16 protein-coding genes are annotated in these 21,582 nt (G+C 34.7%); 10 read left to right on the forward strand and 6 right to left on the reverse strand.

All coding sequences use genetic code 11. The features are described from left to right. The 3 genes from AAC084_RS04220 to AAC084_RS04230 are packed head-to-tail and all read left to right on the forward strand — an operon-like array spanning position 1 to position 3,797. Positions 1-867 (forward strand): nucleoside phosphorylase, encoded by an 867-nt coding sequence (locus AAC084_RS04220; protein WP_339837339.1) that lies wholly within the window; start codon positions 1-3, stop codon positions 865-867. A 55-nt stretch (positions 868-922) separates the two neighbouring features. Next, positions 923-2,965 carry a polyphosphate kinase 1 gene (ppk1, locus tag AAC084_RS04225; RefSeq protein WP_339837342.1) on the forward strand — a complete coding sequence of 681 codons (2,043 nt, stop codon included), beginning with the start codon at positions 923-925 and terminating at the stop codon, positions 2,963-2,965. Then, positions 2,952-3,797, forward strand: coding sequence for a substrate-binding domain-containing protein (locus AAC084_RS04230; RefSeq protein WP_339837344.1), 846 nt, complete (start codon positions 2,952-2,954; stop codon positions 3,795-3,797). The genes ppk1 and AAC084_RS04230 overlap by 14 nt, the downstream gene beginning before the upstream one ends. A 1-nt stretch (position 3,798) precedes the next feature. Here AAC084_RS04230 and AAC084_RS04235 read toward each other — a convergent pair whose 3' ends face one another. Together AAC084_RS04235 and AAC084_RS04240 are read right to left on the reverse strand one after the other, a co-directional pair. Then, positions 3,799-4,227 (reverse strand): response regulator, encoded by a 429-nt coding sequence (locus AAC084_RS04235; protein ID WP_339837346.1) that lies wholly within the window; start codon positions 4,225-4,227, stop codon positions 3,799-3,801. 81 nt (positions 4,228-4,308) lie between these two features. After that, positions 4,309-4,974: a uracil-DNA glycosylase gene (locus AAC084_RS04240; RefSeq protein ID WP_339837349.1), complete on the reverse strand. Its 666-nt coding sequence runs from the start codon at positions 4,972-4,974 to the stop codon at positions 4,309-4,311. Between the two features lie 217 nt (positions 4,975-5,191). On the opposite strand from AAC084_RS04240, the gene AAC084_RS04245 reads away from it, so the two are divergent. Further along, on the forward strand, positions 5,192-7,363 hold the full coding sequence (locus tag AAC084_RS04245; protein ID WP_339837352.1) for a DNA mismatch repair protein MutS: 2,172 nt from the start codon (positions 5,192-5,194) through the stop codon (positions 7,361-7,363). 278 nt (positions 7,364-7,641) lie between these two features. Here AAC084_RS04245 and AAC084_RS04250 read toward each other — a convergent pair whose 3' ends face one another. Further along, a complete protein-coding gene (locus AAC084_RS04250; RefSeq protein ID WP_339837355.1) occupies positions 7,642-9,207 on the reverse strand; it encodes a thiol-activated cytolysin family protein in 1,566 nt (521 codons plus the stop codon). Positions 9,208-9,539: 332 nt separating this feature from the next. On the opposite strand from AAC084_RS04250, the gene AAC084_RS04255 reads away from it, so the two are divergent. The 3 genes from AAC084_RS04255 (at position 9,540) to AAC084_RS04265 (ending at position 13,155) form a co-directional block, all read left to right on the forward strand. After that, positions 9,540-11,447, forward strand: coding sequence for a tetratricopeptide repeat protein (locus AAC084_RS04255; RefSeq protein WP_339837359.1), 1,908 nt, complete (start codon positions 9,540-9,542; stop codon positions 11,445-11,447). A gap of 40 nt (positions 11,448-11,487) precedes the next feature. Next, positions 11,488-11,892 (forward strand): DUF393 domain-containing protein, encoded by a 405-nt coding sequence (locus AAC084_RS04260; protein WP_339837362.1) that lies wholly within the window; start codon positions 11,488-11,490, stop codon positions 11,890-11,892. 135 nt (positions 11,893-12,027) lie between these two features. Next, complete coding sequence (locus tag AAC084_RS04265) at positions 12,028-13,155, forward strand: DUF748 domain-containing protein (RefSeq protein ID WP_339837365.1); 1,128 nt, start codon at positions 12,028-12,030, stop codon at positions 13,153-13,155. Positions 13,156-13,323: 168 nt separating this feature from the next. On the opposite strand, the gene AAC084_RS04270 is transcribed toward AAC084_RS04265, so the two are convergent. Continuing rightward, positions 13,324-14,631, reverse strand: coding sequence for a dicarboxylate/amino acid:cation symporter (locus AAC084_RS04270; RefSeq protein WP_339837368.1), 1,308 nt, complete (start codon positions 14,629-14,631; stop codon positions 13,324-13,326). Between the two features lie 61 nt (positions 14,632-14,692). Further along, on the reverse strand, positions 14,693-15,757 hold the full coding sequence (gene aroC / locus AAC084_RS04275; protein ID WP_339837371.1) for a chorismate synthase: 1,065 nt from the start codon (positions 15,755-15,757) through the stop codon (positions 14,693-14,695). Between the two features lie 228 nt (positions 15,758-15,985). Here aroC and AAC084_RS04280 point away from each other — a divergent pair, with 228 nt between their 5' ends. Next, positions 15,986-16,855 (forward strand): UDP-2,3-diacylglucosamine diphosphatase, encoded by an 870-nt coding sequence (locus tag AAC084_RS04280; RefSeq protein WP_339837374.1) that lies wholly within the window; start codon positions 15,986-15,988, stop codon positions 16,853-16,855. On the opposite strand, the gene AAC084_RS04285 is transcribed toward AAC084_RS04280, so the two are convergent. Next, on the reverse strand, positions 16,852-19,770 hold the full coding sequence (locus AAC084_RS04285) for an FAD-linked oxidase C-terminal domain-containing protein (protein ID WP_339837376.1): 2,919 nt from the start codon (positions 19,768-19,770) through the stop codon (positions 16,852-16,854). The genes AAC084_RS04280 and AAC084_RS04285 overlap by 4 nt on opposite strands. Positions 19,771-19,860: 90 nt before the next feature. On the opposite strand from AAC084_RS04285, the gene AAC084_RS04290 reads away from it, so the two are divergent. Continuing rightward, on the forward strand, positions 19,861-20,355 hold the full coding sequence (locus tag AAC084_RS04290) for a hypothetical protein (protein WP_339837379.1): 495 nt from the start codon (positions 19,861-19,863) through the stop codon (positions 20,353-20,355). Positions 20,356-20,458: 103 nt separating this feature from the next. Beyond that, positions 20,459-21,577 carry a TlpA disulfide reductase family protein gene (locus AAC084_RS04295; RefSeq protein ID WP_339837382.1) on the forward strand — a complete coding sequence of 373 codons (1,119 nt, stop codon included), beginning with the start codon at positions 20,459-20,461 and terminating at the stop codon, positions 21,575-21,577. Positions 21,578-21,582 lie beyond the last annotated feature (5 nt).

The raw sequence follows: 21,582 nt of genomic DNA on the forward strand, positions 1-21,582 counted from the left end.
ATGCAATTAAAGCCTGCTGAACTCATTATAAATGAGGATGGAAGTATATACCATCTTAATTTACTTCCCGAAGATTTAGCCACCACCATAATAACCGTAGGTGACCCTGATAGGGTTAGCCAAGTATCTGGTCATTTTGATAGTGTAGAAATAAAGAAAGGAAAACGAGAGTTTATTACCCATACTGGTCATAAGAACGGAAAAAGAATTTCTGTGATTTCAACCGGAATAGGAACAGACAATATAGATATTGTCATCAACGAATTAGATGCACTTGTTAACATCGATTTTAAGACCAGAACGGTAAAGAAAAATCATACTCAATTAAGAATCATTCGAATTGGTACCAGTGGATCCATTCAACCAGATATTCCAGTAGATTCTTTTTTAATGAGTGAATATGCCATGGGTTTCGACGGACTTTTACATTTCTACGAACATGAGAATATCAACCATTCTCAAATTGAGGATGCATTTATAGCGTATACTTCTTGGGATAAGAACAAGGCACGACCCTATGTACTTTCCTATTCTGAAAAACTAGGAGAAGTATTTAGAGATAATCGTATACGATTAGGATTTACAGCAACAAACACAGGCTTCTACGGGCCACAACAGCGTCAATTGAGACTTAAACCAAGTCAAATGGAATTGATGGAAAAATTATCTTCATTTAAGAATGATGGACTCTCATTAACCAATTTAGAAATGGAAACTTCTGGTATTTATGCCCTTTCTCTTCTATTGGGTCATGAAGCTGTTTCAATGAATTGCATTTTAGCAAATAGATCAACTGGCGAATTTTCTAATAATCCGGCAAAATCAGTAGACAATCTTATTCTGTTCTGTTTAGGCCGATTGGCTTAACATACATTTAGAACAATCTTAGTATAGTACTTCTTATTTTTACCGAAAGCTGATTATGAAAAAGAACAATTTAAAGCATAGAGATATTAATTGGCTCTACTTTAATGAACGTGTATTATTAGAAGCAGAAAATAAAGAAACTCCCCTACTAGAAAGATTAAAATTCTTAGCTATTTTTTCTTCTAATTTAGACGAATATTTTAAAGTCCGTGTTTCTGGACTACGACAAATAAAACAGCTGGATAAAAACCTTCGTAAGAAGTTAATGTTCAAGGCCAATAGCACCTTAAAACAAATATTAAAGACCGTCGACAAACAACAAGTTCAGTTTGGGAAAGTCATTGCATCTATATTAGTAGAATTAGAAAAAGAAAATATATTTATAAGAAGCGTAGCTGATTTTAACGAAGAACAGAAGGTTTTTCTTAGTAATTGGTTTGATACTAACATCAAAGAATACTGTCAAGTATATCCTGAAACAAATAATATTAAGCTAACCGATAGCGCTTTATATTTGGTAACAAGCCATGCTGATAAAAGCTATAGTATTGTAAAGTTACCGACAGATGAAAAAGAACGATTTATTAGAATACCCGGTAAAGGCCATCAATATTGTTATTTAGATGATGTAGTTCGTTTATCAGTACATAAGCTTTTTCCGCAGAAAGAAAGTATTGATTGTTATTCCATAAAAATTTCGAGAGATGCTGAACTTTATTTGGAAGATGATTACTCTGATGTAGAGCTTGTCGAAAAAATATATAAATCATTAGGTAAAAGAAAATCAGGTCAACCAACTCGACTTTTATATGATTACCAAATGCCAAAATGGTTATTGTCTAGTTTAAAAAAGGATCTTAATTTAGGGGATGTAGATTTATCTCCTGGAGGTAAGTATCATAACCTATCTGATTTTTTCACATTTCCATTTCCTGAAAATACAGAACGGCTCCAATACGAGCCAAAGCCGGCATTAAATCATCCTGAATTATCATATTCCAATAATATATTTGAATCAATTTCAAAAAAAGACCAATTGGTACATTTTCCGTATCAAAAGTTCGATGTAATTGAAAATTTTCTTACAAGTGCGGCTACCGACCCTAAGGTAGTTGAAATTAAAATGACTATTTATCGCATTGCTAAGTCATCTGCTTTAGCCGATGCACTTTTAACTGCCTTAAATAATAAGAAAAAAGTTACCCTATTCGTTGAAGCGCAAGCTCGTTTTGATGAAGCAAACAATATTATGTGGGGCCGTATTTTTGAAGAGAAAGGCGCCAAGGTTATTTTTAGTATACCTCAAGTAAAAGTCCATTCAAAAGTTGCAATGGTATTTAGAAAAGAAGAAGACAAGATTAGAAGATATGCTTATATAGGCACAGGCAACTTTAACGCAAAGACTTCTACCATTTATTGTGATCACGGACTGTTTACAGCTAACAAAAAAATAACGAAAGACTTAAAACAGGTCTTTGAAGTATTAGAACGAAAACTAATTGTACCAAAACTTAAGCGATTATTAGTATCGCCTTTTACTACCCGTATTACTTTCCTAAATCTTATTCAAAATGAAATAAATGCAGCAGTAAACGGTAAAAAAGCAGGTATAACTGCCAAAATGAATAGCCTAGAAGATGCTGATATGATTTATGCACTTTATAGAGCTGTAAATGCCGGTGTTGATGTTCGACTTATCGTTAGGGGTTTCTGTTGCTATCTAAAAGCTAGCGACGATCCTAATGTATCAATGAAAGATAATATTTACATCACTAGTATTATAGACCGCTATTTAGAACATGGTAGAATCTATCTTTTTGAAAACGGTGGCGATGAGTTAATGTATATTGGTTCTGCAGATTGGATGACACGAAATTTAGACAGACGTATAGAAGTGCTTGTGCCAATACTTGATACCGATATTTTTAATGAATTAAAACATATTTTAAACCTTCAACTCAATGATAATCAAAAAGCAAGAGTTTTAGACTTAGAAAATTCCAATAAGAAAGTAGATTTTAGTGACCAAGATGAACCTATACGTTCGCAATACGCTATTTATGACTATCTCAAAACTAAACTAAATGAAAACCGTTAAAATTATAGGTGTACCCGAACATTTCAATTTACCTTGGCACTTGGCCATTGATGAAGGTGCTTTTGAAGACAGAGGGATAAAGTTAAGCTGGACGGATATACCTGAAGGTACCGGTAAAATGTGTGAGCTTCTAAATCAAAAAGAAACAGATTTAGCCATAATACTAACTGAGGGTATTGTGAAAAGCATTACAGAGGGTAATCAGGTAAAGATTATTCAGGAATATATTGCCTCTCCCCTGCTTTGGGGTATTCATGTAGATGCCAATAGCACTTATAAATCACTGAACGAATTAAAAGGAACAACAGCTGCAATTAGTCGTTTTGGTAGTGGTAGTCATCTTATGGCCTATGTTCAAGCCAAACAAATGGGCTGGGAAACAGAAAAACTAAAATTCAATTTAGTCAACAATTTAGACGGTGCAATAGAAAGTTTAACTACTGCTAAAGCAGACTATTTTATGTGGGAACGATTTACCACCAAACCATTGGTTGATAGCGGTATTTTCAGACACCTAGGTAATTGTCCGACTCCTTGGCCATGTTTTGTCTTAGTAGGAACCGATGAATTTTTATCAGAAAATATGACCCTGGTAAAACATATTCAAGAAATCATCAATACCTATACCACGGAATTTAAGCAGATACCTCGAATAGATGCTACGTTAGCAAATAAGTATCATCAAAAACTAGAGGATATTCAAGATTGGCTACATATTACCGAATGGAGTCAAAAACAACTTCCTGAAACTATGTTACTAAAAGTACAAGACACTTTAAAAGAATTAGATTTAATTGATAAATCCATTCCTGTATCTAAAATTTTAAATTGATTTAAATAGTAGCTAGACTGAAATGCTTTTGAATCAACTGCTTAAAAGTATCATCAGATAATGGTTTTTGAGAGAAATCGGCAATGAATTCATTTGTTACCGCTCTATCCTTATCTTCTTGATTATCACTAATAGTAACTAGAACTATGGTGATTTGTTCTTTCAATTTTTTCGGAACTAATTCTTCGTACGCTTTCATGAACTGCCATCCGTCCATAATAGGCATTCTTAAATCTAACATCACCATACATGGCAATTCTAATTCATCTTGGCCTTTACCCAAGATAAAATCTAATGCTTCTTGACCATTCAGCGCAGAATTAACTGCTACATCTAAATCAAGTTTGTTAATGAAAATTGAATGCAAAAAGTTGCTTGCCTCATCATCATCTACTAATAATATCGAATTCAATCTATCTAAATTGCTCATTTATTTTTTGTTAGTTATGAGTGTATTTGTACTGCCCAAATAAATTCTCTTCTAAAATTAGAGAAAATCTAACTAACTAACTTACCAAATAATAGATTTATTGCCTAAATCGTTCAATATTTTGTTGCAAGTTGAAAAATGTTTGTTCCCAAACCAATACCCTCGATTAGCGCTCAAAGGAGAAGGATGTCCCGATGTTAGAATATGATGCCTCTTTGAATTGATTAGTTTTACCTTTTTCTTAGCGTAGCCACCCCACAACATAAATACAATATCAGTTCTTTCCTCCGACAATTTTGATATTACTGCATCGGTAAATTTTTCCCATCCTTGTTTTTGATGGCTACCTGGTTCATGTGCCCGTACTGTAAGCGTAGCATTCATCAACAGTACTCCTTGTTCTGCCCATCTTTCTAAATTGCCACTTTCAGGATAAGGCTTTCCTAAATCTGTATGTACTTCCTTAAAAATATTTACAAGTGAAGGCGGATGCTTTATACCATCTTTGACCGAAAAGCACAACCCGTTAGCTTGATCTAGACCATGATAAGGATCCTGGCCTATAATTACCACTTTAACTTCTTCAAACGAACAATGCTCAAAAGCTGAAAATATATTAGCGCTTTCCGGGTAACACGTATGCACCTCATATTCTTTCTTAACAAACTGAGAAAGTTCTTGAAAATATGGCTTTTCAAATTCCGGTTTTAAAAGTTCTTTCCAATTTGTCGGCATCGCTATGTTCATAAATACTAGAATTAATGATTGAGCTAAACAAAATTAGCATTCTTAAATATTCTAATCATGGTTAAACTGAATTTTGAGTTGAATTGGTTGATTAGAAATCTAATATTATTTAAATATTCTATTTTTCATAAGGAGATATCTTTTGAAGTTTTCGGTGTAATCCCATATTCCTCATATGAGCCTCAATCCGTACCTTTGCGGCTTATAAAAATAGAACGTGGCCAACATACATTCCAAAACATTACAAGATCTAGAATTTCCATCGGTATTAAAACAAGTATCTGCTCGTTGCCATACAGAATTGGGTAAAGAGGCTGCATTGGATATTGCACCTTTTACTACAGATGAAGTTATTAGATTAGAACTCGGTAAAACCGCAGAATACCTTTCTTCGCTTATTAGTGAGAACCGTATACCCAATCATGGTTTTGATAGTATAAATACCGACCTTAGACTTTTAAAAATAGAAAATACCACATTAGAACTACAAGGTTTTAAGCGTATTGCCAGTATTTGCACCACTGTAGCACTTCATCATAAATTCTTTAAAAAATTCAAAGAATACTATCCACTTTTTAATGATTTCGTTTTTAGACTGGAACCTAACACACAAATTCCAGACTTAATCAACAACGTTATTGACCGTTTCGGAGAGGTTAAAGACAATGCTTCCGATTCATTATTTAGTATCCGTAGGCAAATAAACCAGGTACGTGGCAAAATCACTCAAAGTTTCGCTTCCGCATTAAATACCTATCAAGCTTCAGACTACTTAGACGAAATTAGAGAATCTGTTGTAGAAAACAGAAGAGTTTTAGCAGTTAAAGCAATGCACCGTAAAAAAGTGAAAGGAGCTGTCATGGGCACTTCAAAGACGGGCAGCATAGTATATATTGAACCAGAGGCAGCTCTCAAGTATAGTCGTGAACTCAATAATTTAGAATTTGAGGAAAAAGAAGAAGTTCAACGTATTCTTAAGCAACTTACAAACCAAATAAGACCATTTAGAGCGCTTTTAAGAGACTATCAAGAATATTTAACTCAAGTGGATGTTATAGCGGCAAAAGCTAAATACGCGGAAGATATAGACGGTCTATTACCTAAAATAAACCATAACAATCGTCTATATCTACGAGATGCTTTTCACCCATTACTTTTTCTAAATAATAAACGCAAAGGGGAAAAGACATTTCCACAGACCATAGAATTACACCAAGAAAATAGAATAATTGTTATTTCCGGACCCAATGCTGGTGGTAAAAGTATAACACTGAAAACAATAGGATTGCTGCAAGTGATGTTGCAAAGTGGACTTTTAATTCCTGTTCACGAACGCAGCGAAGTTTGTTTTTTCAAAAAGATTTTAACAGATATAGGAGACAACCAAAGTATTGAAAATCATTTAAGTACATACAGTTATCGACTAAAGAACATGAACCAATTCTTAAAACGCTGCGATGCTCAAACTTTATTTCTGATTGATGAGTTTGGTACCGGTAGTGACCCTGAATTGGGAGGTGCTTTGGCAGAAGCGTTTTTGGAAGTCTTCTATGAAAGAGGTTCTTATGGGGTTATTACTACCCACTACGCCAATCTAAAAGCACTGGCTAATGAATTACCACATGTAACCAATGCTAATATGCTTTTTAATGGTAAAACATTAGAGCCCACGTTTCAATTGATATTGGGTCAGGCCGGTAGTTCGTTTACGTTTGAAGTTGCTCAGAAGAACGGTATACCTTACTCGCTTATCAACAAGGCTAAGAAGAAGATAGAGCGCGGCAAGGTTCGTTTTGATGCAACCATAGCCAAGCTACAGAAAGAACGTAGCAAAATGGCTGAAACTGGCTCTAGATTGAAGGAGGAGGAGGTAAAAGCACGAGAAGAGAATGAGCGATTAGAAAAATTGAATGCCAAGGTAAAGTCTAAATTAGAGAATTACCAAGAACTCTATGATCATGACCAGCGCATGATATTATTAGGCAATAAAGTGAATATCGCGGCAGATAAGTACTTTCAGGATAATAAGAAAAGACCTTTGGTGTCTGAACTTCTTCGTATTGTAGAAACTGAAAACAGCAAGCGAAAGAAGAAAACCGCTAATCAAGCTAAAGCCGAACGTGCTAAAAAGGTTAAAGTAACCCAAGAGGTGCAACAGGAGGTAAAAGTCATTCGCGAGAAAAAGATAGTAGAAAAGAAAAAAGCCATTCATAAAGAAAAGAACAAACCGCGTCCTGTTTTTAACATTGGTGACCGTGTTCGAATGCTAGATGGGAAGGCTGTTGGTAGTATTGATAATCTAGAAAAGGGCAAGGCAATAGTTAATTATGGAATTTTCACTACCAATGTTAGTGTGGATCAGTTAGAAATGGTAGAAAAAAAGAAATAATATCTTATTATTTTGGTTACCAGATTATTATAATAAATCGTATACGATATACAAGGCTTAAATAAACACCTTAAGCTATGTAAGCGTCTCTAAAAAGACCATTTAATCATATAGCAATATCTGAATGTGTTCAAAATATTGATTTGATTATTTGGGGGTATCAGCCGTTTCTTAAATAGGTCAAATAAGATATTTGTTTTTGATAAAACAACAGCCGATACCCAAGTTGTTGAACCTACAACTTTAGATACCGACTGCATTAACTAACTCTAATTCATCTAGTAAATTCTCCAGACATGAAAATAGATTCGCATTTCACTACCTGGATCATCCTCTAGGTCAATTCTAGTATAACCATCATCTTTATTCCACTTAACATCTTTTAATTTGATATCCTTCGTTTCCTCGCCATAAAAATCATCATTAAATAAATCTATTTCTGTGAAAGTTCCATAAAGCCTGATATAGTCGTCATTCGTATTTGGACTTTTTAATTCGACTTCTATAGTTTGATCAATCTCATAAAATTTATCCTTCTCCGTACTAAAATCTTGCCCTGCCGTTTTTTCCCACTTCTCGTCTCCTTTATTAACTCCGTTTTGAAAAATCGTTGCGGTCATTTTCCCGAATAATTCTAACTGAGAATCACCTTCATTATCATTTCTCACCCCTCTGAATCCATGTAATTCAAAGGCATACTTTTGATACGCTTCTTCGCAGGTTCTTATTGGATATTCACTTGCCAACACCACTTTTGAAATAGGAAAATCATTTTTTATATAGCGTAACGTATATGATAAAGGAGCAGCAGGCGAATCAGCGGTGTAGTCACCGCCATTGGTGATATATTCATGAATGCCGCTTGGACCAGAAACGACTTTTGCAGCATCTGCTCCAGATCCACCAATTACAGTAGCTTTAATACTAGATTCACTCAGCATCGTTTGGTAGTCCGCATTACCATCTGCGTCAGCTGAATTAAAAGAAGCACTAAAGGCAGAATGAATATCGGTTTCTTTATAGTTAGATTCCACGGTATATAATACCATTCGACCATATTTTACTGAGGAAACTATTACCGGACTAGTAGCATTTAGTTCAGGAAGCGCTGTAAAAAGTGACCCAGGATTATCATTAGGGGGTAAATCCATATCGATTGTATAGTAAACCTGAATATATTTTATGAGGTACTTGTATTTGTAGCTAGAGCTACTAAAATCAAAAGAAGCTGAGATATTAGCGTTCTTCCCGCGGTAATTAGCACCTAATGCTAAATTTAAGTGCTCTTCGGAATATACTTCCTTCGTTTCGAAATTCAATCTAGCGGGTGTTGAACCAGTTACTCCCTGTTGCAAAATTGAATTTATACCTTCTCTCACTGTTGAAAGCTTAGGGTCATCGATCGTTACGGAAGACTTACCATTTATATTCTCTAAAGAAACAGAAAGTGTTACCGGCGCCCTTCCTCCATTAATTCCAATATACGCTCCAGTAGGAATCGATTCTCCTTTCAACATACCTGCAGGATAAATTACATCAGATGTCGGATCTAACGCCAACATCTCATCGTAGCCGGGAGAAGCTTTGTAGCGTTTTACAACACACTCAAGATTGGGTGATACGTCATCTTGTTCTGGGTTTTCCTCATCTAACAATTCTTTTGGCGATTCCTCATCTTGTGAAAACTCATTAAGATTGGATAGTAGCGCATTGAAACCTTCCGTTTCTTCCGGGTTTGGTTGGTCAGGGCTAATTGGATCCTCCTCTGTACTACAACTCATACTCAATAATAGGCATAACCCCATTACACCTACATACTTTAAAATTGATTGCTTTGTTTTCATAATTTCTTTGATTTAAAAGATTCAACACTTCGAAACTAGAATCAAAACAAGCCCTTAACTAATTTTAGGCATGGACAAAGTATGGACAACTTGAATGGATTTAACTTGATTTGCATATGGACATACCTAATATTAGATGTTTAAAGAAAAACAGCCAACATGAGCACATACGGCGTTTAACAGAATATTTTCAAGAAATAACTTTTGTTAATTCGTAGGTTTTCTATGGACAAGAAATTTTAACGCTAAAATGCTGACTGTTAAGGGAAAAGATATAATAGGTATCTTGGTATAAGAAGCTAGAAAATGAATTCATCTAAACAAAAGATCTTATGAAAACCGTTTCCAAAATATTTTTATTAATTGGTTTTTGTCTATGCATCGATCTACACTCGCAAGAATATAAGAACCTTGATAGTTTAGTTACTGAATATAATAATCATGTCAATGATACTACCAAAGTAACTCTAGGCTCATTAATCTATCAGAATTTAAGTTTTACTAATCCTGAGGAATCTTATAAATATGCCAAGGAAGCAGTTTCTATATCTAAACAAATTATGCATGAGCGTGGCTTGGGTCAAGCTTACAATAATTTGAGTTTTTATTTTTTAAATAAAGACCAACTAGATTCTGCCTTATACTATAAAAAAGCATCCTTAGACATAGCAACCCGATTACAAAATATAAGAGGCATTCTGACCGTAAATATGGGTCTTGCGGTATTATATAACAAGAAAAATAATTTTAATAAAGCAGAAGAATACTTAAATCAAAATATTGCTATTTTCAAAAATAGAGATACAATTAAGAACGCAAGGGAAATTGACTTCAAATATATTGGGTCTACATATCACGCACTTTCAGATATTATGGTGAAAAGAGGCCAATACAATTTGGCATTGAAAAATCAGTTAAGATCACTTGAGTTATATAAAGAAAAGACTAAAGACCCACTGTTTGAGGCTGACGCATACAACGCCTTAGGCCAAACAGAAATGAAGTTGGAAAACTACGAACAAAGCTTTGTATACCTAAAACAAGCTTTAAAGGTCTATAATGAGTTTAAGGATTTACTTTGGGAAAGTGATGTCCTAAAAATTATGGGTGAAAATATGGTATTGCAAAACAAGCCAACTGAGGCCTTAAAGTATCTTTTGCGATGTATTGAAATTGCAAAAGAAAATGAATTTCAATTAACAGAAGCAAGTGCACATAATATATTGGGTAATGCCTATAATAACTTGAATCGTAATCAAGAAGCGCTGCAAAGCCTTAATAAAGCGGTTGAAGTATATGGTCAAATGGAAAACCCGACGGAAGTTAACGAAGCATATATTAGTTTAGGTGTTTTCTATAACAAGGCGAACCAACCCAATCGTGCTATTCCCTTTTTTGAAAAAGCTATTATTATTTCAGATAGCATTGGGGCAATCCCACAAGCTTCATATGCATATTTTCATCGGTCAAAGTCTTTTCAGGAACTAAAGGAATACAAAAAATCCTTAGAAGATTTTGTACTTTATAATAACTTAAAGGACAGTATATACACTATTAAAAAATCTCAACAAATAGAAGAGATGCGAACTATTTTCGAAACCGAAAAAAAGGAAGTCGAAATTGCACTTCAAGAAGAAGAAATTAAAGCCTTGAATGAAAAAGGAAGAGCTGATAACCTAAAAAAAGGACTCTATGCTGGCGGCATGACCTCTGCCCTAGCACTATCTGGACTTCTAGTATTTGGTTTCCGTCAACGTATGAAGAAAAATAAGGTGGAACGCGAGAAGCAAGAGGAAATTTACAAACAAGAAATTGCACATAAAAAAAAGGAACTCACTTCGCAAACGCTTCATTTAGTACAAAAGAATACTTTCATTCAAGAACTAAGGGAGAATTTAGAAGGTTTACGTAGTTCTCCTGAAAAGTTTAAAGTTGAGTTTAGACGTATTGTCATGTTGCTTAAAAAACAACATGCTGAAGATAAAGATTGGGAAATCTTTAAAAGTTATTTTGCTGATGTGCATAATAATTTTGACAACAAGTTAAAGTCCATATATGCCGATATTACGGAAAAGGAAATTCGGTTGGCAGCTTTTCTACGAATGAATCTCACAACTAAAGAGATTGCGGCTACATTAAACGTTCTACCAGACAGTATTTTAAAATCTAAGTATCGTTTAAAAAAGAAACTTAATCTGGATAAGGATACCGATTTGACTACTTTCTTAAATACATTATAAAGTTGCAAGTTTTAATATATACCCATTGTATCTTTAATCCGTGGAAAATAACAAGAAAATAATTCTTTTTGATGGCGTTTGTAATCTTTGCAACACTACCGTTCAGTTTGTCATTAAAAAAGATAAAGATGATTTATTCAGATTTACTGCCTTACAAAGTGAAGCTGGTAAAAGGTTACTGACTGAAAGAAATATCGATACAGAAAATATTGATTCCATAATTTTCATAGAACCCAATGTCGCTTATTACACCAAATCTACCGCTGCACTAGAAATAGGTAAAAATTTAAAAGGATTACGAACACTTTCCTCTATTTTACTATGGCTACCAGAGTCTTTTAGAAATATCGTATACGATTTTGTTGCAAAGAATCGCTATAAATGGTATGGAAAAAAAGAATCCTGCATGATTCCTACCCAAGAATTAAAAAATAAATTCATCTAAGTTTCGAATTTTTGTGAAGATGTGAATTCATTTTAACACAATGCACAATACTTTTACCCCTAACCATTTTCACACCTCTTAACATAAAATTATTGGTATATATTATCAACTATTGACTCCTCAATGTTGAATAATATGGACCAGGTAAAAAGAAAACGATATAAAAAAAAGAGATATTTACTTCCTGTTATAATTATTTCTTCACTTATATTAATACGCATTGCCCTACCCTACATCGTTAAGAGTTATGTAAACAATGTTTTAGCCGACATACCTGGCTATTATGGCCAAGTCGATGATATAGATTTATCAATCATTAGCGGTGCATACACTATTAATGATATGTATCTGAATACTGTCAATGCCAACAGCGAAGTACCGTTCTTAGATTTTAAAAAGACGGAAATTTCTATTGAGTGGAAAGCCTTGATTCATGGAAAAATAGTTAGCGAAATCAAAATGCACGAACCAACCATTATTTATGTGTTTGAAGACCAACAGGACACCACTGGACAAGCAAATACCGAAGATTGGTCTAAAGCGCTTACTAATTTGGTTCCTATTGATATTAACCAACTAACTATTGAGAAAGGTAAATTCGCTTTTTTACAATTACAAGCAGATCCTGATATTGATTTGAATTTATCAAATGTCAATCTTGCGGCATCAAATCTTAGAAATGTTATAGAGAAAACCAGAACCTTACCTTCAAATATTCATGCAACGGCCACTTCAATTGGTAATGGTAACGTAGTACTTAAAGGAGATATGAATTTGGTTAAGGAAATTCCGGATATGGATATATCATTTAGCTTGGAAAACGCCGAAGCCAAAGCACTTAATGATTTTACAAATTATTATGCAGGAATCGATTTTGATGAAGGCTCATTTGACCTATTTGGTGAATTAGCTATTGCTGACGGTTATTTAAAAGGTTCTTTTAAACCAATTCTTGAAAACGCCAGACTCATCGGGAAAGATGATGGTTTCTTAAAAACCTTATGGGAAGGATTCGTAGGTTTTTTCAAATTCATACTTAAAAATCATAAGCAAGACACCTTAGCTACCAAAATCCCTATTGAAGGTGATTTGAATAGTGTTAAGACGAAAATTTGGCCAACTGTTTCTCGCATCTTTAGAAATGCCTGGATTAAAGCATATCAAGGAGTTGTTGATGATGATTTGAATTTTAAGGACGCTACTGAAGGTGCGGATACGCTAAATGCAAAAAAGAGCAAATCAAAAAAGAAATCAAATTTTTAAACCTTAAAAATTTCACTTTTAAAAATTATATAATATATTTAAATTCAGTTATTTAAATAAAATTATTTAAATTTTTAATTTAACATAACATGATTTAATAAATGAACCCTAAATTTAAGTAAGAATTTATTGTCTAACAATAATTAGAAAAGCTTATAGAGCACAGTGCTAGTCTTTCTTATGGTAATTATCATCCCAATTTCTAACTTTAGGCTTACCTAACTTACCTACCGATTTTGCCACCATCATAGAGACGGCTGCATCACCCGAAACGTTTATAACCGTACGGCACATATCTAATGGTCTATCTACCGCAAAAATCAGAGCCAAGCCTGCTTCAGGAATTCCGGCTTGTGCCAATACAATCACCAACATAACCATTCCTGCCCCAGGAACTGCCGCACTACCAATAGATGCCAATGTAGCCGTTACAATTATACCTAACTGAGCAGATAAGCTTAAATCCATACCAAAGGCTTGAGCAATAAAAACCGCCGCTATAGCTTGATATAAACTAGTACCATCCATATTAATAGTAGCCCCAATCGGTAGTACAAAACTAGTTACTTCCTCGTCGACTCCTAAATGCTCTTCTACCCTTTCCATCGTTACTGGTAAGGTTGCCGCACTCGAACTTGTTGAAAACGCTAATAGTTGAGCAGGTGACATTCCCTTCATAAAAGTGTTAGGTGTTGTTTTCGTAAAAACCCAAACCAATAGCAGATATACCCCTAACATTAAAGTTAGTCCTAGTACAACACAGAATGCATACCATGCTAAAGCTTTAAACAAATCTAAACTAGGTGACTCTACGACTAAGGCAGCCAATAATGCAAAGACACCAAATGGTGCCGCTAACATTATAAGGTCTATCATTTTTAGAATAACTTCATTAAATCCATCAAAAAACTTTTTAACCGGAGTTGAATGTTCCTCAGGGATAAGTATTAAACCAATACCGAAGAATATAGCGAAGAAGATGACCTGCAACATATTTCCGTTATCTGAAGCCGCTTGAAAAATATTACTAGGCACTAAATCTTCTAACGCCTGTAAAGGGCCCGCTTCTTGTTGTTTATCAGCTTTGGATTTAATGGCTTCGGCATCACTTTTATAATTATCCACTAGTTCGGTACGGGTAGCCTCACTAATTGAAGCACCAGGTTTTACGATGTTTACAACTCCTAAACCTATAGTAACAGCAATTACGGTAGTAGCTATGTAAATACCAATGGTACGACCTCCCATTTGAGATAATTTGGAAATATCCTTAAGGTCAGATACTCCTTTTATCAATGAAGCTAAGATTAGAGGTACAGCAATAAGTTTTAAGGAATTGATGAAAATATTACCAAAAGGCTTTATCCAATCTGAAATAAGTTTTGGTCCCCATTCGAATTGAACCATTGCCAAAGCAAATAGAACACCCGCCAACATACCTATTAGAATTTGCCAATGCAACTCAAGCTTCCTCATATAACATATAGTTTAGGGAAGTAAGATAGTATTTTGACAGGAAAAGTACTAGAAAGGAACCTTATAATTTAATGGTTCTATTGAGTAAGGCATAATCCGCTAAAACCATTGCGGTCATTGCTTCAACGATTGGCACTGCTCTAGGTACAACACAAGGATCATGTCTTCCCTTACCTTGAGCCTGAACTTTATTACCTTCTTTATCTATAGTTTCATAGCCTTGTATTACGGTAGCTACTGGTTTAAATGCAACATTAAAATAGATATCCATTCCATTACTTATACCACCTTGTATACCTCCACTATAATTGGTTTTGGTAGAACCATCGCTATTAAATTGGTCATTATGATCGCTACCTTTCATCTTTACTCCTTCGAAACCACTGCCATATTCAAAACCCTTTACTGCATTAATCGATAACATAGCTTTACCCAATTCTGCATGAAGTTTATCAAATACAGGTTCTCCTAAACCAATCGGTACATTTTTTGCCACACAGGTTATAATACCACCAATGGTATCCCCTTCTTTTTTAATGGATTTTATGTACTCTTCCATCTTCATTGCCATTTCTGGGTCTGGACACCTAACAACATTAGATTCCGTTAGGCTTAAATCTAAATCTTTATAGTCTTTATCTAACCTCATATCTCCCACTTGAGAAACAAAAGCCTGTATTTCTATACCTTTCAAAAACTGCTTTGCAATGGCCCCTGCCACTACTCTACTAGCTGTTTCTCTTGCAGAACTTCTACCGCCACCACGATAATCTCTAAAGCCATATTTTTTATCGTAAACATAATCAGCATGAGAGGGTCTATAAGAATCTTTAATATGACCGTAATCCTGTGATTTATGATTGGTATTATGTATAGCAAAACCAATAGGTGTACCCGTTGTTTTACCTTCGAAGATACCAGAGAAAAATTCTACTTCATCAGGCTCCTTCCGTTGCGTAACTATTGCAGATTGGCCTGGCTTACGACGATTTAAATCGTGTTGTATCGCTTTTAAATCCAATTCAATTCCGGATGGACACCCATCAATAACTCCGCCTATTGCTTTTCCGTGAGATTCCCCAAAAGTGCTTACCCTAAATATGGTTCCAAAGGTATTTCCGGCCATAATATGTACTATCTAAATTAGTTGATACTGATTGCAAAGCAAACTCTATTGCAAGATTCAAAGGTAAATGTTAAATGCTTGAAAGAAAAATTTTAAAAGTGCTTAATATGATGATAACCTTCTACAATTGTGATAATAATTAATTAACATAATCATGATGGATTATTGACCTGTATTATAGATGATTAAACAATCGTTACATTTAATTTTACTATTAAAATTTCATCTTTGAAAAAACGTCGTCTTGAAATAGCTGTACTTTCAGATGTCCACTTAGGCTCTTATGCTTGTCACGCAGAAGAGCTGCTAACGTACTTATCAAGTATTGACCCGAAGATTTTAATTCTAAATGGAGATATACTAGATACTAAGAAGATGAGTAACAATTATTTTCCTCCCTCTCATTTAAAAGTGGTCAAGAAAATTTTCTCTTTAGCTTCTAAAGGCACCAAAGTCCATTTCATAACAGGCAACCGCGACGAGTCATTTCGCAAATTAGACGCTATTTATATGGGTTTTATCAAGGTATCAAACCATTTAACATTAAAACTCAATGGAAAAAACACCTTATTCTTTCACGGAGATATATTCGATTTTTCATTTAAACACTCCCAATGGTTATTAAATTTTGGAAACACCGGGTTTAAAACATTGTTAAAACTTTCAATACTCAAAACAAAGATATTTGGACTATTTGGGAAGAAAAATAAACCTTTTTCGAATCCTGACTTAAAATATGGGAAACGTGACCCAGACCTAATTTCTTTATTCGAACGAAGTGTAGCCAAAATGGCCATCAATCAAAATTATGATCATGTTGTTTGCGGGCATAGCCATTTCCCAAACAAACAGATTTTTGAAACACCAAAAGGTGAATGCCTTTATTTAAACTCAGGTGATTGGGTAGAACATATGACCGCTTTAGAATATTCCTTTAAACGCTGGAAACTCTACCGCTACGAGAATGATAAGCTGGCTTCTTTTTATATGGATGAGGAACTTAAGTCTATGGATATTAATGAACTCATAGCCACTATTACTCATCGAAAATTAAGAGAGAAACAAAACGACGGTAAAGACGAAATCAACGACATTTAATTAATTAAGGCCTCTTTCAATATACTTACAGGGTGTTTCGCAATTCTTTTTGTTCCATCGAAGATTTGATGTCTACAACTTGTTCCGTTTGCCGCTATAATCGTAGTCAGAGCAGATTTAGTTACTGCAGGAAATAGTTTTAAACTACCGATTTTCATACTGGTTTCATAATGTTCTTTTTCATAGCCAAAAGACCCGGCCATACCACAGCATCCTGAAGCTATTATGGTAACTTTATAATTAACAGGAAGATTTAAAACATCAAAAGTTACTTTCTGATTACTCAATGCTTTTTGATGACAGTGATTATGAATTTTTATATCCTTAGCCTCTTCGGTAAAACTGGATGAATTCAAATGTCCTTCCGAAATTTCCTTGGCCAAAAACTCTTCGATTAAAAAAGAGTGGTCTGCAATTTTTTGAGCAGTTTCTTTATCAGCAGTCATACGTTTATACTCATCCCTAAAAGAAAGAATTGCTGAGGGCTCTAATCCTAAAATTGGCAAGCCTAAGTCTGCAAATTTCTTTAAATCTTTTGTGTTTTTTATAGCGAGTTTTTGAGCTTGTTTTAAAAACCCTTTAGAAAGAAAGGTACGACCACTTTCTGCAAAATATAATTCGACTTCATACCCTAGTTTCACTAATAAAGCTATGGCATCTTTACCTACTTCAATATCTAAATACCTTGTAAATTCGTCTATGAACAAGATAACCTTATTTTTAGTTGTAGTATTTTGATTATTAATATATTGAAGATGCCTATTGAAATTAAAACTATATACTTTTGGCAAGCTTCTTTCTTTAGCCACACCACTGGTTTTCTTTAGTAAACCGCCTAACAACTTAGATTCATACACTGCATTAGTTAGCCCTGCAACTTTACTTCCCAAACCATTAAGCTTTGTATTGTAAGCAAACAATTTACCACGTAACGGATACCCATTTGTTTCTTGATATTGGTATAAAAACTCCGCTTTTAAAGTCGATATATCTACATTACTTGGGCATTCACTAGCACAAGCTTTACAACTAAGACATAAATCAAAAGCCTCCTTTATTTCGGGACTATCAAATCCGTTTTTAGAGATACTTTTTGGGTTGGTTAAAAATTCTCGCAATGTATTCGCTCGACCCCGCGTGGTATCTTTTTCGTTTTTTGTGGCATGGTAACTCGGACACATACCACCACTCATATGGTGTGTTTTTCTACAATCACCACTACCATTGCATTTTTCAGCTGCTTTTAAAATTCCTTCACTATCAGAAAAATCTAAAAGTGTTTTAATCTCAGGCTCTACACGATCAACATCATATCGAAAAGACTTATCCATCGGATAAGCATCCACAATTTTCCCAGGATTAAAGATACCTTGTGGGTCAAAGTAAGATTTTATCCTTCTTAGCAATTCGTAATTTTTATCGCCTATCATCAAAGGAATAAATTCTGCCCGTACGATACCATCACCATGTTCACCACTAAAGGAACCTCTGTACTTTTTTGTAAGTTTTGCTACATCGGTAGTTATATTTCTAAATAAAGCAACATCGGTAGATTTTTTTAGATTAAGTATTGGTCTCAAGTGTAATTCCCCAGCACCAGCATGTGCGTAATACACGGCTTTCTGGTCGTAACCTTTCATAATCAATGAAAATTCGGCAATAAACTCCTTTAAATCTGTCAAAGCCACAGCCGTATCTTCTATACAAGCCACTGCTTTCATGTCACCAACAATATTGCCTAAAAGCCCTAGTCCGGCTTTTCTAAGTTCAATAGCTTTGGCAATATTATCTCCGACTAATGTGGCATTTGCATAACTTAAGCCAGAATCCTCAATTGTTTTTATTAAAGAAGCAATAGCCTTTTCTAGCTCCTCCTCGGTATGTGCGTTAATTTGCAGCATTAATAAGGCTTCTGGATCACCTTCTACAAAGAACCGATTGGCCATTTGTGCTCGATTGTTTTTAGTACAATCAAGAATAACCTTATCCATCATTTCACACAATTGTAGCGGATGCTCCATTACAGGTACAACATCCATCAAACAATCTTCTAATGAGTTATAATGCGTCACGACCATCGCTGAATATGCAGGTGGCAACGCATCTAATTGTATGGTGATTTCTGTGGTAAAAGCTAAAGTACCTTCGCTACCGCACAGCAATTCTGCCATGTTGAAATATGGTAGTTGACCCCCAAATATATCTGCCTTCAATAATTCATCAACCGCATAACCAGTATTTCTTCTATGTATTTCAGGTTTAGGAAAATTATCAATAATCTCTGATGCTATTTCCTTATTTATTAATTCTTTGTGTATGCTATTATAAAGTGATGCTTCAAATGTATTTTTTTCTTTTTTTTGTTGAAATTGCTTTTCTGTAATGCGTCCAAATTCCGCCTCACTACCGTCAGACAAGATTGTTTTAAGAGAAATAACTTTATCTCTGGTTACACCATATTGTATAGATGTAGTACCAGAAGAATTGTTACCAACCATACCACCGATCATACATCTATTTGATGTAGAAGTGTTAGGTCCAAAAAATAAACCGAAAGGTTTTAAATATTGATTCAACTCATCTCGAATGACACCGGGCTGTACCGTAACTTGTTTATTTACTTTATCTAAACTTATAATCTTTGTAAAGTGTTTAGAAACATCAACTACCAAACCATCACCAACACACTGCCCTGCCAATGAGGTACCTGCTGTTCTTGGTATTAATCCGATTTTTGCTTCATTTGCAAATTGTACTATCTTTTTAATATCGGAAACCGTTTTAGGGAAAGCTACACCTACAGGTATCTTACGGTACACCGAAGCATCTGTAGCGTAGAGTACTTTCGTAAGGTTATCGTATTGTAAATCCCCTTCTAAATCTTGTTGTAACTTTGACAGTAAATTATTATCCAACTTAACACAATTTTGATTGCTAAATTAAGTTTTATTGTGTGAGCTACATTATAAATAAGCTCATTTTTCATCACAAAAATTAAGAACATTATGAAGATTTTAAAAGGTATTTCGGTATTATTATTTATGGCTACCTGCTCTATTTCAGCACAGGAAATAGCCGATCATGCATTAGGGTTACGTTTAGGAGATAGTGACGGATTTGGAGCTGAAATCAGCTATCAAAAATCACTAACCCAAAATAATAGGTTAGAATTTGACTTAGGCTGGCGAGATAGCAGAAACTTTGACGCCTTTAAAATTGCGGGTCTATACCAATGGGTACGACCAATTGAAGGTGATTTTAATTGGTATTATGGCGTAGGTGGTGGCTTAGGAAGTGTTGATTTTCCAAGTGGCCCAAACAATAATGACAATGGCGGCCTATTTGTTTTTGCTGCAGGTGATATCGGAATTGAATATAATTTCGATATTCCGTTAATTCTTTCTTTGGATTTTAGACCTGAATTGGGCGTAGTCGGTTATGACGGATTTTCAGATAATTTCGATTTTGATATAGGCCTTGGTATTCGCTATCAGTTCTAATCATTAGAATTACACTAATTTAAAGACCGCTGACCAATGTGTTAGCGGTCTTTTTTTATATCTCATATATAAGTACATTTGCAACTTAAACTAAGTGAATTTTATGAAAAATAGCATTGTAATTTTACTAACTGGAATCTTAATGTTCAGTTGCAACACCACACCAGAAGGTTTCACCCTGAACGGAAATTTAAGAGGCGAAATACCTGACGGTACGCAAGTATACCTTAAAAAGATTGGTGAGAATAACCAACCAATGGAGGTTGACACGGCAGTTACAACCAATGGCGACTTTACGTTTACCGGTAAATCTGACATTCCTGAACTGCACTATCTTTTTGTAGAACAATTACCTGGATATACTGCTGTGATATTGGAAAATGGAGATATACAGTTCAATGCACAAAAAGATAGCATGGGCTTTGCCGAAATAAGTGGCACTTTTCAAAATGATGCTTTTTCTGATTATATGGAACAGTCAAGAGAAATTTCATTACAAGCACAATCTATACAAAAAGATATGCAAGCCGCTTCTGGCGAATCTGCTATGGCTTTACAAGATGAAATGAAAGAACTACAAGAAGAGTATAAAACTTTCGAATTAGACTATGTAAAAGCCAACCCTAATGCTTTGATATCTGCTTTAGTTCTCGATAGAGCTATTACTACAAAAGCAGTTACACTATCAGAAATTGAAGGTATTTACGATACCATGTCTGAAGAAATTAAAAATTCACAACCCGGTAAGAAGATACTAGAAGGTATAGAGAATTTAAAAAAATCTGAAGAAGCTGGTAAGAATTCAAGTATCGGCGCAAAGGCTCCTGACTTTTCAGGACCAAACCCTGATGGTAAAGAAATAGCTTTAAAAGATGTTATGGGCAAGGTTACTTTAATCGATTTTTGGGCTGGATGGTGCAGACCATGTAGAGCCGAAAATCCTAATATAGTTGCCGTCTACAATAAATATCATGATAAAGGTTTAAATGTTCTAGGGGTTTCATTGGATAGAACAGAAGAGGCTTGGAAGAAAGCGATTGCAGAAGACGGTTTAGAATGGGATCACATTTCTAACATTGCTTATTTTGATGATAAAATTGCAAAACTATATAATGTAGATGCAATACCTGCCGCATTTCTATTGGATGAAAACGGAGTAATCGTAGCTAAAAACTTAAGAGGACCAGCACTTGAAGCTAAGGTAGCTGAACTTCTAAACTAGAGTTT

It is taken from the genome of uncultured Maribacter sp. (assembly GCF_963977385.1).
Lineage (GTDB): Bacteria > Bacteroidota > Bacteroidia > Flavobacteriales > Flavobacteriaceae > Maribacter.

What these genes read in the sequence shown, in the direction of transcription:
- AAC084_RS04220 (WP_339837339.1), top strand. Translation starts at nt 1, where the DNA reads ATGCAATTAAAGCCTGCTGAACTCATTATAAATGAGGATGGAAGTATA.
- ppk1 (WP_339837342.1), top strand. Translation starts at nt 923, where the DNA reads ATGAAAAAGAACAATTTAAAGCATAGAGATATTAATTGGCTCTACTTT.
- AAC084_RS04230 (WP_339837344.1), top strand. Translation starts at nt 2,952, where the DNA reads ATGAAAACCGTTAAAATTATAGGTGTACCCGAACATTTCAATTTACCT.
- AAC084_RS04235 (WP_339837346.1), bottom strand. Translation starts at nt 4,227, where the DNA reads ATGAGCAATTTAGATAGATTGAATTCGATATTATTAGTAGATGATGAT.
- AAC084_RS04240 (WP_339837349.1), bottom strand. Translation starts at nt 4,974, where the DNA reads ATGAACATAGCGATGCCGACAAATTGGAAAGAACTTTTAAAACCGGAA.
- AAC084_RS04250 (WP_339837355.1), bottom strand. Translation starts at nt 9,207, where the DNA reads ATGAAAACAAAGCAATCAATTTTAAAGTATGTAGGTGTAATGGGGTTA.
- AAC084_RS04255 (WP_339837359.1), top strand. Translation starts at nt 9,540, where the DNA reads ATGAAAACCGTTTCCAAAATATTTTTATTAATTGGTTTTTGTCTATGC.
- AAC084_RS04265 (WP_339837365.1), top strand. Translation starts at nt 12,028, where the DNA reads ATGGACCAGGTAAAAAGAAAACGATATAAAAAAAAGAGATATTTACTT.
- AAC084_RS04270 (WP_339837368.1), bottom strand. Translation starts at nt 14,631, where the DNA reads ATGAGGAAGCTTGAGTTGCATTGGCAAATTCTAATAGGTATGTTGGCG.
- aroC (WP_339837371.1), bottom strand. Translation starts at nt 15,757, where the DNA reads ATGGCCGGAAATACCTTTGGAACCATATTTAGGGTAAGCACTTTTGGG.
- AAC084_RS04290 (WP_339837379.1), top strand. Translation starts at nt 19,861, where the DNA reads ATGAAGATTTTAAAAGGTATTTCGGTATTATTATTTATGGCTACCTGC.
- AAC084_RS04295 (WP_339837382.1), top strand. Translation starts at nt 20,459, where the DNA reads ATGAAAAATAGCATTGTAATTTTACTAACTGGAATCTTAATGTTCAGT.